Annotated in this window: 1 protein-coding gene and 2 pseudogenes; all 3 read right to left on the bottom strand. The window is 73.2% G+C overall.

The window, feature by feature from the left end; genetic code table 11:
- Window positions 1–266: 266 nt before the first annotated feature.
- Window positions 267–8,549, bottom strand: a pseudogene (locus tag B6R96_RS38975) (SDR family NAD(P)-dependent oxidoreductase); the annotation flags it as partial.
- A 171-nt stretch (window positions 8,550–8,720) separates the two neighbouring features.
- Window positions 8,721–12,638 (bottom strand): annotated as a pseudogene (locus tag B6R96_RS38970) (beta-ketoacyl synthase N-terminal-like domain-containing protein); the annotation flags it as partial.
- A gap of 109 nt (window positions 12,639–12,747) precedes the next feature.
- Entirely contained in the window at window positions 12,748–13,938 is a 1,191-nt protein-coding gene (locus B6R96_RS09080) for a cytochrome P450 (RefSeq protein WP_081522207.1), read from the bottom strand.
- Window positions 13,939–13,979: the final 41 nt, after the last annotated feature.

Here is a 13,979-nt window from a genome sequence, read left to right as displayed (position 1 = left end):
GAGGACCCGGTGGCGGCCGCGGCCCGGCGACGCGGGGCACGCACCAGCGTGCGCAGCAGGGCCGGGGCGGTCTGCTCCGGGGACCGCAGCGCCTTGAGGTCCAACTCGATGGGTACGAGACCCGGTTCGCCGGAGGCGAGCGCGGCGTCGAACAGCTCCATTCCGCGCTCGGGGGTCAGCGCGAGGATGCCCTTGGCCGCCCACCGCTTGATGTCGGCCTCCGAGAACTGGGCGGCCATGCTGCCCGTGCTCGTGTCCCAGAGTCCCCAGGCGAGGCTGGTGGCGGGGAGGTTGTGGTGGTGGCGGTGGTGGGCGAGGGCGTCGAGGTAGGTGTTGGCGGCGGCGTAGTTGGCCTGGCCGGGGTTTCCGATGAGTCCGGCGATGGAGGAGAAGAGGATGAAGGCCGACAGGTTCAGGTCGCGGGTGAGTTCGTGGAGGTGGTGGGCGGCGTCGGTCTTGGGGTGGAGGACTTGGGTGATGTGGTGGGGGGTGAGGTTGTGGAGGGTGGCGTCGTTGAGGGTGCCGGCGGCGTGGATGACGGCGGTGAGGGGGTGGGCGGCGGGGACGGCGTCGATGGCGTCGGCGAGCTCTGCGCGGTTGGAGGTGTCGCAGGCGGTGATGGTGATGTGGGCGCCTGCGGTGGTGAGTTCGGTGGTGAGTTCTTGGGCGCCGGGGGCGTTGGGTCCGCTGCGGCTGGTGAGGAGGAGGTGTTTGGCGCCGTGGTGGGTGACGAGGTGGCGGGCGAGGATGCGGCCGAGTCCGCCGGTGCCGCCGGTGATGAGGATGGTGCCTTCGGGGTCGAAGGGGACCGGTGCCGGGCCGGCGAGCGTGGTTTCGAGGCGGGGGGTGTGGAGTTGGCCGTCTCTGAGGGCGAGTTGGGTGTCGGGGGTGTGGGCTGCGGTGTGGGCTGCGGTGGTGAGGTGTTCGGTGGTGTCGATGTCGAGGAGGGTGATGCGGCCGGGGTGTTCGTTCTGGGCGGTGCGTATGAGGCCGGTGAGGGCTGCTGCGGGGAGGTTGAGGATGTCTTCGTCGGTCGTCAGGGCGGTGGCTCCGCGGGTGAGGACGACGATGGGGGTGGAGTCGAGTGTGGTGTCGGCCAGGAGCTGCTGGAGCGTGGCCAGGGTGCCCTGGACCGCCGAGTGCACCTCGGTGACGTCCTCGGACAGGCCGATGAACAGCGGCAGTTGAGCGCCCGCTGCGATCGCGGCCCGAAGCGCGGCGACGTCGGCGTACACATCCCCGGAGACGGCGGGGCCCAACCCGTGCGGGTCGGAGCCCAGCACCGCCCAGGGACCCGTAGCGGCATCGGCATCCGTGGTCGTCGGGAACGGCTTCCACACCATCCGGTACAGCCCGTCCTGCGTTCCGCCGCGGCCCCGGAGGTCACCGGCCGGGCGCAGGGCGATCTCGTCCACCGTCAGCACCGGTCGGCCGTCGGCGTCCGTGGCCGTCAGTGACGCGGAGCTCGTACCGTCCTTCGGCACCAGGCGCACCCGGAGCGCGGTCGCACCCGCCGCGTGCAGGGTGACCCCGTTGAAGGAGAACGGGACGTCCACCTCGTCGGAGTCCTCGATCAGCAGACCGTGGAGAGCGGCGTCCAGCGCGGCCGGGTGCAGGGCGAACGCGTCGCCGTCGATGCTCTCCGGCAGTGAGATCTCCGCGTACAGATCCGTACCGCGTCTCCACGCCCGCCGCAGGCCCTGGAAGGTGGGGCCGTACGTGTATCCGCGCTCGGCGAGCCGCGGGTAGAGGTCACCGACCGCCAGCTCCTTCGCACCCTCCGGCGGCCAGACGGCAGCGTCCGGCGCGGGGGCCGGACCGGCCTCGGCGAGGACACCGGAGGCGTTCCGGGTCCACTCCTCGTCCGCCCCGCCCTCGGCGCGGGAGTGGATGGTGACGGATCGGGTGCCCGACTCCTCGGCGCCGAGGGCCACCTGGAGGTGGATCCGACCGTCCTCGGGGACGATCAGCGGCGCCTCCAGGACCAGTTCCTGGAGCCGGTCGTAACCGAAGCGCTCGCCCGCCGCGACGGCCATCTCGACGAACGCCGTGCCCGGCAGCAGTACGGTCCCGGAGACCGCGTGCTCGGCGATCCACGGATGGGTGTTCCGCGAGACGCGGCCCGTGAACAGCAGTCCCTCCCCGCCGGCGAGGCTGGTCACCGCGCCGAGCAGCGGGTGCTCGGCCGGCGTCAGGCCCAGACTCGCCACGTCCTCCGCCGTGGCCGGGCTGTTCAGCCAGAACCGGGTGCCCTGGAAGGCGTACGTCGGCAGTACGGCCCGCCGCGCACCGGGGAAGAGGCGCTCGGCGTCCAGTGCCGCACCCCGCAGGGCCGCGTGGGCCAGGGCGACCGCCAGCGTCCGCACCTCGGGGCGGCCCTTGCGCAGCACGCCCACGGCCGTCACCGCACCCCGGGCGATGTCCTCCCCGAGGATGCTGGTGGTCATCGCGGTGAGGGTGGGGTCGGGGCCGAGTTCGATGTAGGTGGTGATGTTGTGGTGGTGGTGGAGGTGGTGGATGGCGTCGTTGAAGCGGACGGTGTGGCGGAGGTGTTGGACCCAGTAGTCGGGGTTGGTGAGTTGTTGGGTGGTGGCGGTGGTGCCGGTGAGGTTGGAGATGAGGGGGATGGTGGGGGTGTGGTAGGTGAGGGTGGTGGCGGTGGTGCGGAATTGGTTGAGGATGGGGTCCATGTGGGGGGAGTGGAAGGCGTGGCTGACGTTGAGTTGTTTGGTGCGTCGGCCGTTGCTGCGCCAGGTGGTGGCGAGTTGGTGGGCTGCGTCGTGGTCGCCGGTGATGACGGTGGAGTTGGGGGTGTTGATGGCGGCGATGTCGAGGTGGCCGTGGTGGGTGGGGAGGGTGTCGCGTATTTCGGTTTCGGTGGCTTCGATGGAGATCATGGCGCCGCCGGTGGGGGCGGTTTGCATGAGGCGTCCGCGTGCGGCGACGAGGGTGCAGGCGTCGTCCAGGGAGAAGACCCCGGCGACGTGCGCGGCGGCGAGCTCACCGAGGGAGTGCCCGACGACGACGTCGGGCGTGAGGCCGTGGTGTTCCAGCGTGCGGTAGAGCGCGACCTCGGTGGCGAAGAGTGCTGCTTGGGTCCACATGGTCTGGTGGAGGGGTGAGGCGGGGTCCTCGTCGGCGAGGATCAGGGTCTTGAGGGGGACGGCCTGCTCGAGGTGCCGGTCGAGGTGGGTGCAGACCTCGTCGAGGGTGGCGGCGTAGACGGGGTGGGTCGCGTACAGCTCACGGCCCATGCCGGGACGCTGACTGCCCTGACCCGTGAACAGGAACGCGGTCCTGCCACCGCCACGACCCGCCGGCGGGCCCGCGATCACATCGGCGGATTCCTCACCCGCGGCCAGCGCGGCCAGCCCCCGCAGGTAGCCGTCCCGGTCCTCCGCGACCACGGCCGCCGAATGCGCCAGCAGCCCCGGAACCTCGGCCAGCGTCCTGCCGATGTCGGCCAGCGAGACGGACGGCTCTCCCTGCGCGCTCTCCTCGTCCGATGTGGACGCGGAGACGAAGGCCAGCAGCCGGCCGGCCTGGGCCCGCAGGGCCGCCTCCGTGTGGCCCGACAGCAGCCACGGGCGGGCGGCCGGCAGGGCCGCGGGGGCTTCCGCCGTACGCTCCGCGGGTTCGGTGGTGGGGGCTTGTTCCAGTACGACGTGGGCGTTGGTGCCGCTGATGCCGAAGGAGGACACGGCGGAGCGGCGCGGCCGGTCGGTCTCCGGCCACGGGGTGGCCTCCGTCAGGAGGGACACCGAGCCCGTGCTCCAGTCGACGTGCGAGGTCGGCCGGTCCACGTGCAGGGTGCGGGGGAGGACTCCGTGTTGCATGGCCATGACCATTTTGATGACGCCGCCGACGCCGGCTGCGGCTTGGGAGTGGCCGATGTTGGATTTGAGTGAGCCGAGGTGGAGGGGGTGGTCGGGGGTTCGGTTCTGGCCGTAGGTGGCGAGGATGGCTTGGGCTTCGATGGGGTCGCCGAGGGTGGTTCCGGTGCCGTGGGCTTCGACGGCGTCGATGTCGGTGGGGGTGAGTCCGGAGGCGGTGAGGGCTTCGCGGATGACGCGTTCCTGGGAGGGTCCGTTGGGGGCGGTGAGGCCGTTGCTGGCGCCGTCCTGGTTGACGGCGGAACCGCGGACGACCGCGAGGACCTGGTGCCCGTTGCGCCGGGCGTCGGAGAGCCGCTCCAACAGCAGCATGCCGACACCCTCGCTCCAGGCGGTGCCGTCCGCCGCGTCCGCGAAGGACTTGCAGCGGCCGTCCGTCGCCAGCCCGCGCTGCCGGCTGAACTCCACGAACAGATCGGGCACGGCCATCACGGTCACGCCACCCGCCAGCGCCAGGGTGCATTCGCCCTGGCGCAGCGCCTGGGCGGCCAGGTGCAGGGCCACGAGCGAGGAGGAGCAGGCCGTGTCGACCGTGATCGCCGGACCCTGGAGGCCCAACGCGTACGAGACGCGCCCCGAGGCGACGCTGAGCGTGTTCCCGGTCGTACGGTAGGCCTCCACCGCCTCCGGCGCATTGCGCAGGTGGGAGGCGTACTCGCTGTACATGGCGCCGTTGAAGACACCGGTACGGCTGCCGCGCAGCGTGGCCGGGGCGATGCCCGCGTTCTCCACCGCCTCCCAACTGGCCTCCAGCAGCAGGCGCTGCTGCGGGTCCATGGCCGCCGCCTCGCGCGGGCTGATCCCGAAGAACTCCGCGTCGAAGCGGTCGGCATCGTGGAGGAAACCACCGTGGCGGGCGTACGAGTGGCCCGCCTGGTTCGGGTCGTCGTCGAACAGCCGGTCCAGCGCCCAGCCGCGGTTCGTGGGGAACGGGCCGATGGCGTCGACGCCGTCCGCCACGAGCTGCCACAGGTCGTCGGGGGAGCGGGTGCCGCCGGGATAGCGGCAGGCCATCCCCACGATGACGATCGGGTCCTCCGGGTCGGAGCCGCTGCGCGCCACGATCGGCTGCCCGGGCCGGACGACGACCTCGGTCTCACCGGCCAGCTTGGACAGCTCGCCCGCCAGGAAGCCGGCGAGGGCGTCCGGGGTGGGGTGGTCGAAGACGGCGGTCGCGGGCAGCGTGACACCGGTGACCGCGACGACCCGGCGCCGCAGCTCCAGGCCGGTCAGCGAGTCCATGCCGAGGGTCTTGAACGCCGCGTCGTCGTTGACGGCGTCGGGCCCGGCCAGCCCGAGTACGGCGGCGACGGTGGCCCGTACGAGCTCACCGACGGTACGCCGGCGGTCGGCCGGGGGAAGGGCGGCGGTGCGCTCGGCCCAGGAGGAATCCCCCTTCGCGGAGACGGCAGCGGCCGCGGCGCGGCGGCGGGGGGCGCGGACCAGCGTGCGCAGCAGCGCGGGCGCCGACCGGTCCGGGGAACGCAGGGTCGCCAGGTCCAGGTCGGCCGCGGCGAGCAGCGGCTCGGACGAGGCGAGGGCCGCGTCGAAGATCTCCATGCCGCGCTCGGCGGAGATCGGCCGGACACCCTTGCGGGCCCACCGCTTGATGTCGAGCTCGCTCAGTCCGCTCGTCATCGCACTGGAGGTGTCCCAGAGTCCCCAGGCGAGGCTGGTGGCGGGGAGGTTGTGGTGGTGGCGGTGGTGGGCGAGGGCGTCGAGGTAGGTGTTGGCGGCGGCGTAGTTGGCCTGGCCGGGGTTTCCGATGAGTCCGGCGATGGAGGAGAAGAGGATGAAGTGGGTGAGGGGGTGGTTCTGGGTGAGTTCGTGGAGGTGGTGGGCGGCGTCGGTCTTGGAGTGGAGGACTTGGGTGATGTGGTGGGGGGTGAGGTTGTGGAGGGTGGCGTCGTTGAGGGTGCCGGCGGCGTGGATGACGGCGGTGAGGGGGTGGGCGGCGGGGATGGTGTTCAGGAGTCGTGCGGTTGCTTCGCGGTTGGAGGTGTCGCAGGCGGTGATGGTGATGTGGGCGCCTGCGGTGGTGAGTTCGGTGGTGAGTTCTTGGGCGCCGGGGGCGTTGGGTCCGCTGCGGCTGGTGAGGAGGAGGTGTTTGGCGCCGTGGTGGGTGACGAGGTGGCGGGCGAGGATGCGGCCGAGTCCGCCGGTGCCGCCGGTGATGAGGATGGTGCCTTCGGGGTCGAAGGTTGTGTTCGTGGTGTTTGTGGTGGGGGTGGTTTCGAGGCGGGGGGTGTGGAGTTGGCCGTCGCGTAGGGCGAGTTGGGTGTCGGGGGTGTGGGCTGCGGTGTGGGCTGCGGTGGTGAGGTGTTCGGTGGTGTCGATGTCGAGGAGGGTGATGCGGCCGGGGTGTTCGTTCTGGGCGGTGCGTATGAGGCCGGTGAGGGCTGCGGCGGGGAGGTTGAGGATGTCTTCGTCGGTCGTCAGGGCGGTGGCTCCGCGGGTGAGGACGACGATGGGGGTGGAGTCGAGTGCGGTGTCGGCCAGGAGCTGCTGGAGCGTGGCCAGGGTGCCCTGGACCGCCGAGTGCACCTCGGTGACGTCCTCGGACAGGCCGATGAAGGAGGGAAGTTGTGCGCCGTCGCCCAGGGCGGTGCGCAGCTCGGCGGCATCCGCGTACGTGTCCCCGGAGACGGCCGCGGCCAGCCCGTGCGGGTCGGAACCCAGCACGGCCCAGAGCCCGGTCGTGCCCTGCACGCTCTGCGGGAGCGGCTTCCAGCCGATCCGGTGCAGGCCCGCCCGCTGCTTGCCGCCGCCGCGCGCCCGGAGGTCGCCGGCCGGGCGCAGCGTGATGGAGTCGATCGTCACGACGGGCTGCCCGTCGGGGTCCGTGGCCGTCAGTGAGGCGCTGTTGGCGTCGACGGGGATCACGTGCACCCGCAGCGCGGTCGCACCGGTGGCGTGCAGGGTGACCCCGTTGAAGGAGAACGGGATGGTCAGCCCGGTGCCGTCCCCGACGAGCATCGCGTGCAGGGCGGCGTCGAGGAGCGCCGGGTGCAGGGCGAACACCGCGGCGTCGGCGTGCTGCTCCTGGGGGAGGGAGACCTCCGCGAAGCGCTCGGCGAACGGCTCCGCGCCCGACTGCCAGACCCGGCCCAGGCCCTGGAACACCGGCCCGTACTCGTAACCGCGGTCGGCGAGACGGTCGTAGGCGTCGTCGAGGGCGACGGGCCGCGCTCCCTGCGGCGGCCAGGCCGTCGTCGCGGCAACCGGTACCGCCTGCTCGCCGGCGGTCAGCAGGCCGGAGGCGTGCAGGGTCCACTCCTCCTCGGCCCCGCCGGCCCCGTCCGCGCCGCCTTCCGGGCGGGAGTGGACGGTGACGGAGCGGGTGCCCGACTCCTCGGCGCCGAGGGTCACCTGGAGGTGGATGCCGCCGTCCTCGGGGACGATCAGCGGTGCCTCCAGGACCAGTTCCTGGAGCCGGTCGTGGCCGAAGCGCTCGCCCGCCGCGACGGCCATGTCGACGAGGGCGGTACCCGGCAGCAGGACCGTACCGACGACCGCGTGGTCGACGACCCAGGGGTGGGTGCGCCGGGAGACGCGGCCGGTGAAGAGCACGCCCTCACCACCGGCGAGGGTGGTCATCGCGCCGAGCAGCGGGTGCTCGGCCGGCGTCAGGCCCAGGCCGGACGGGTCCTCGGCGGTGACCGGGGTGTCGAGCCAGAAGCGGGTCCGCTGGAAGGCGTACGTCGGCAGCGGGACGCGGCGGGCGCCCGTACCGTCGAACACGGCGGACCAGTCGACGTCCACGCCGTGGCAGTGCGCCTCGCCGAGTGAGAGCAGCAGCCGGTTCGCCTCGTCCTCGTCGCGGCGCAGGGTGCCGAGGGCGGTGCCGCGCGTACCGGCCTCGTCGAGGGCGGCCTGCACCCCGATGGTCAGCACCGGATGCGGGCTGACCTCGATGAAGGTGTGGTGGCCGGCTGCGAGCAGTTCGCCGACGGCCGACTCGAACTGCACGGTCTCGCGCAGGTTCTGGTACCAGTACCCGGCGCTCATCACCTTGGCATCGGGCAGCAGCGCCCCGGTCAGTGAGGAGTAGACCGGGACATCGCCCGGACGGGCCTCGATGCCGTCGAGGATCCGAGCCAACTCGCCCTCGAGTTCCTCGACATGGGCGGAGTGGGAGGCGTAGTCCACGTCGACGAGTCGGGCCCTCGACCCGCCCTCCTTGCACTGGGCGAGGAACTCGCGGAGCGCGTCCGGGTCACCGGAGACCACGGTCTGCGCCGGGCCGTTGACCGCGGCGACGGAGATCCGGCCCCGCCAGGCCCCGATCCGCTCCCGTACCCATGCGGCCGGTTCGGCCACGGACATCATGCCGCCCCGGCCCGACAGCACGGTCAGGGCGCGACTGCGCAGCGCCACCACGCGGGCCGCGTCCTCGACGCTGAGCACGCCGGCCACGCAGGCCGCGGCGATCTCGCCCTGCGAGTGGCCGATCACGGCGGCCGGCTCGACGCCCAGCGAGCGCCAGACCTCGGCCAGGGACACCATCACGGACCACAGGACGGGCTGTACGACGTCCACGCGCTCGAAGCCGGGGGCTCCTTCCGCCCCGCGTACGACGTCGAGGAGCGACCAGTCCACCAGCGGCTCCAGGGCCGCCGCGCACTCGGCCATCCGGCGCGCGAACACGGCGGAGGACTCCAGCAGCCCGGCGGCCATGCCCACCCACTGCGCGCCCTGACCGGGGAAGACGAAGACGGGGCGGGTGGCGGGCCGGCTCTGCCCGGTCACCAGGCCGCGGTCGGTGGCGCCGTCGGCCAGGGCCCGCAGGCCCTGCTCCAGCCCTGCGAGGTCGTCGGCGACCACGGCGGCCCGCCGGTCGAAGTGGGCGCGGCCGAGCGCGAGGGAGTGGCCGATGTCCGCGAGCCGGACGCCGGGGTTCTCCCGGAGGTGGTCCAGGAGCCTGCCGGCCTGGGCCCGCAGCGCCCGGTCGCTCTTGGCGGAGAGCACGAAGGGGACGGAGGTCGCGGAGGCCATGGGGGCGGCAGCCCCGTCCGCATCGGACCCCGGCGTGGACACCGGCGGCGCGGACACGGGCCCGGACGCCTGTTCCAGCACCAGGTGGGCGTTGGTGCCGCTGACGCCGAAGGAGGACACGCCGGCCCGCCGGGGCCGGTCGGTCTCCGGCCACGGAGTGGCCTCGGTCAGCAGCGAGACCGCGCCGCTCGACCAGTCCACGTGCGAGGTCGGGGTGTCCACGTGCAGGGTGCGGGGCAGCAGGCCGTTGCGGATCGCCATGACCATCTTGATGACGCCGCCCGCTCCCGCGGCGGCCTGGGTGTGCCCGATGTTGGACTTCAGCGAGCCCAGGTACAGCGGCCGGTCGGCCGCGCGCCCCTGACCGTAGGTGGCCAGCAGGGCCTGCGCCTCGATGGGGTCGCCGAGCCGGGTGCCCGTACCGTGGGCCTCGACGGCGTCCACGTCCGCGGCCGACAGCCCGGATGCGGCGAGGGCCTCCCGGATGACCCGTTCCTGGGAAGGGCCGTTGGGGGCGCTGAGCCCGTTGCTCGCGCCGTCCTGGTTGACGGCCGATCCGCGGATCACGGCGAGCACCTCGTGCCCGGCCCGCTCCGCGTCGGAGAGCCGCTCCAGGAGCAGCATGCCGACGCCCTCGCCCCAGCCCGTGCCGTCGGCCGCCTCCGCGAAGGACTTGCAGCGCCCGTCCACGGACAGGCCGCGCTGACGGCTGAACTCCACGAACATGCCGGGGCTCGCCATCACGGTCACACCGCCCGCGAGGGCCAGGTCGCACTCCCCGGCCCGCAGCGCCTGCGCAGCCGTGTGCAGGGCCACGAGGGAGGCCGAGCACGCGGTGTCGACGGTGACCGCGGGGCCCTCCAGGCCGAGGGTGTAGGAGGCACGGCCGGAGACCACGCTGGTGTAGGTGCCGGTCAGCAGGTAGCCGCCGACGCCCTCACCGGCCTCGTGCAGGCGCGGGCCGTAGTCCTGGGCCATTGCGCCGACGTACACGCCGGTGCCGCTGCCGCGCAGGGCGGCCGGATCGATCCCGGCCCGCTCCACGGCCTCCCACACGGTTTCGAGCACCATGCGCTGCTGCGGGTCCATGGCGGTGGCCTCGCGCGGGCTGATCCCGAAGAACTCGGCGTCGAACCGGTCGACGTCGTGCAGGAACCCGCCCTGCCGGGTGTACGAGGTGCCCGCGCGGTCGGGGTCGCCGTCGAAGAGGGTCTCCAGGGCCCAGCCGCGGTTGCCGGGGAACTCGGAGACCGCGTCCCGCTCCTCCACGAGCAGCCGCCACAGGTCCTCGGGGGAGGCCACGCCCCCCGGGAAGCGGCAGGCCATGGAGACGATCGCGATGGGCTCGTCGGAGCCGGGGGTCCGGCGGGCGAGGGCCCGCGAGACGGGTTCGTGCGCGGCGACGACGCCCGACAGCTCGGCCAGCCGGGCCACGAGCTTCTCGGGGGTGGGCCGGTCGAACAGCAGGGTGGTCGGCAGCTTCAGGCCGGTCGCGGCGACCAGCCGGTTGCGCAGTTCCACGGCGGTCGCCGAGTCCAGGCCGAGATCGGTGAAGGAGCGGGTCGGGTCGATGTCGGCGCCCTTGCCGCGCCCGAGGACGAGGGCCACCTCGGAGCGCACCAGATCCATCAGGAACCCGGCCGTGCGCTCGGGGTCGCCGCCGTTCCCGAAGGGGGCCGGAGCGGCCTCGGGCGTGTCCCGCCCGAAGGGGTACGTCGGCAGGTCGACCACCGCGGCGTCCGCCGGGAAGGCGGGACTCCAGTCCACCGGGGCGCCGTGCGCGTACGCCTGCGCCACGGAGGTCAGGAACCGGTGCGGGCCGTCGGCGTCGCGGCGCAGCGAACCGACCACGAGGGCCGTGGAGTCGGTGGTCTCCAGGATCTGCTCGACGGGCAGGGTCATCACCGGGTGGGGGCTGATCTCCACGAAGAGGTCGTGATCGGCGAGGCAGCGGATCTCGTTCTCGAACAGCACGGCCTCGCGCAGGCTGCGGAACCAGTACGAGGCGTCCAGCGAACGGGTGTCGAGCTGTGCGCCCGTGAGACCGGAATAGAAGGGGATGCTCCCCTTTCGAGGGCGCAGCGGGGCGAGGACGGTGAGCAACTCCTCGTGGATCTCGTCCATGTGGGCGCTGTGCGGTGCGTAGTCGATGGCGACCCGCCGGGCCCGTACCCCTTCGGCGGTCAACTCCTCCTGGAGGCGCTCGATCGCGTCCACGTCGCCGGACACGGCGATCGACCGCGGACCGTTGATCCCGGCCACGGACAGCTTCCCGTCCCATGCCGCGAGGCGCGTCCGCACCTCGTCGAGGGGCAGCAGGACCGAGAGCATGGAGCCGCGGCCCGCGAGCCGGGCCTGCGCCCGGCCCCACAGCGCCGCGGCCCGCGCGCCGTCCTGCGGACTCAGCCCGCCCGCGACGACGGCCGCGGCGAGCTCGCCGATGCTGTGGCCGACCACGGCGGCGGGTTCGATGCCGAAGGAGCGCCAGAGGGCGGCGAGGCCGAGCGCGGTCGCGAACAGGGCCGGCTGGATGACGTCGATGCGGTCCAGCCCGGGCGCGCCGGGCACCTCGCGCAGGACGTCCTCCAGCGACCAGTCGACGTACGGGGCGAGCGCCTCGGCGGTGGCCCGGATGCTGGCGAGGAACACGTCGGAGGTGTCGAGCAGGTCCGCGGTCATACCGGCCCACTGCGAGCCGTGGCCGGGGAAGACGAAGACGGCCCGGTCGCGGGGGGTGGCCGTGCCGCTGATGCGGGCGGAGCCGCGGCGGCCCTCGGCGAGCGCGGTCAGCTCCTCGGCGAACTCCGCCTCGGTGGAGGCCAGCAGGACCGAGCGATGGGTGAAGGCGGTGCGCGAGGTGGCCAGGGAGTGGCCGATGTCGCCGGGGCGGGGGAGCGGGAACGGGCGTGCCGTGCCGTCGGCGTGCTCGGCGTGCTCGGCGTGCTCGGCGTGCTCGGGGTGTTCGGCGTTCGACGTGAGCTGCGCGAGGAGCCGCTGCGCCTGCGCGCGCTCGGCCGCGACGGTGTGGCCGGAGAGCACCCAGGGGAGCGTCCCGCCGCGGAAGGCGGCCGGGGCCGGGGCGCCGGATCGTTCCTGCCGGCTCGCGGTGTCCCCGGCGGCCACCCGGGCGGCGGCGGGGTCCAGAGCCTCGACCAGTGCGGCGAGCCCGGTGGGCGCGGCCGTACCGCCCTCGGGGAGGACGCCGCGCACGCGGTCGCCGTCGGCCAGGGCCCGCGCCAGGGTCTTGAGTACGAGAACGGCCCCGCCCGCGGGCGCCCGGCCGGTGCGGGTCCCGGTCCCGCCCGCGAGCGCGATCCCGCTCTGGCCGGTGCGCAGGCTCTCGCACGCCAGGCGTACGGCCGCGAGGGCGGACGCCGGGCCGTCGGCCACGGTCCGGCCCGGACCGCTCAGCCCCAGTACGGTACGGAGATCGCCGGCGGGACCTGCATCCTCCGTGGCCTCCGTGCTGTCCGCGCCGTCCGCGCCGAGGAAGACCCCGGTGTCGCCGCCGCGCAGTGCGGCCGGCACGATGCCGGCGTGTTCCAGCGCCTCCCAGCCCAGTTCCAGCAGGAGCCGCCGGGGTGCGTCCATCGACACGGCCGCGTCGGGCGCGATGCCGAAGAAGCCCGCGTCGAAGCCCTCGGCACCCTCGGCGCCCTCGCCGCCTTCGGCGTGCGCGTCCGGGAAGCGGCAGGACAGCCCGATGACGGCAACGGGCTCGGCATCGCGGCGGGTGGTCTCGACAGACATGCGGATCCTCACTCCAAGTCCAAAGGTGTTCCAGGAAGCAGCACTTCATGGGGGACGCCCGGAACACCCGGGAGGCGACCCGCCTGTACGACCGGCCTGCGCGGAGCCGCTACCACTCCACCAGCAGCCGGGACAGCCCGCGGGTACCGAGGCCGTCCTTCCAGACCACCGCCTCGGGGCCGGAGGCCAACCGCAGTGCCGGGAACCGCCGTACCAGGCGCTCCAGCACGATCCGCACCTGGAGGCGGGCCAGCGGCGCGCCGAGACAGCGGTGCACGCCGTGCCCGAACGTCAGGTGCGCGGCGTCGTGTCCCTGCGGGTCGAGCCCCTCAGGGTCCGTGAACGTCGTTCCGTCCCGGTTCCCGTGCAGCAGCGAGACGATCACGCCTTCCCCGGCCTGGACCGTGACACTGCCGAGCGGCACCGGCTCCACCGCGACGCGCGGGAAGCTGATGGGGGTGGAGGGGGTCAGCCGCAGCAGCTCCTCGACCGTCGGCGCCAGTTCCTCGGGCCGGTCGCGCAGGTCCGCGTACGCGGCGGGGTCGGACAGCAGTGCGTGCACCGACAGGCCGAGCTGCCCGACGACGGTCTCGTAGCCGGCCATCAGCAGGGTGAGTCCCATGGTGAGCAGTTCGCCCATGGACAGCTCGCCCTGCTCGTGCGCCTCGATCATGGAGGTGAGCAGGTCGTCCTCGGGCCGCCGGCGCTTCGCGTCGATCAGGTCGGCCATGTAGTCGATGAGTTCGAGGCGGCGGCGGGCCTTCTCCTGCGGGGTGCTGGCGGAGATGTCGAAGAGCACCTCGACCCAGTCGCGGAACCGGGTGCTGTCCTCGGGCGGGACCCCCAGCAGCGAGCACAGGACGGCCAGCGGCAGCGGCGCGGCAAGACCCTCGATCAGGTCGGTGCCCGGTCCCGATGCCTCCATGGCGTCCAGGTGCCGGTCGGCGAGCCGCTCGATGGCCGGTGCCATCGCCGTGGTCCTGCCGGTGGTGAACGCCTTGGTGACGACGCGGCGCAGCCGCGAGTGGTCGGCGCCGTCCATGCTCATCATCGAATTGGGCACGGGCTGGGCGTCGTTGAGCTTCGGGGCGTGCGCGGTGACCGCCTCGGCCCGGCTGAACCTCTTGTCGGTCAGGACCCGGCGCGCCAGCGCGTAGTCGCACACCAGCCACATCTTGTCCCCGGCGGGCGTGAAGAACGGGACGACGTCGATGCCGTCCGGAATGTGTCCCTCCGCGGCCACGTACTGCCCAAGGAACTCCGGAAGCGGGCCCAGCGGGCCGGCGCTGCGGTGCTTCATGCGTGTCCTCCCCCGTTGTGTTCGGCGGTCAGATTTCCGGA

Origin of the sequence: Streptomyces sp. Sge12 (assembly GCF_002080455.1) — a bacterium.
GTDB lineage: Bacteria > Actinomycetota > Actinomycetes > Streptomycetales > Streptomycetaceae > Streptomyces.
This window is presented reverse-complemented; position numbering and strand designations above follow the sequence as displayed.

Excerpts from the sequence above, each read along its gene's own strand:
- B6R96_RS09080 (WP_081522207.1), bottom strand. The coding sequence starts at position 13,938 with ATGAAGCACCGCAGCGCCGGCCCGCTGGGCCCGCTTCCGGAGTTCCTT.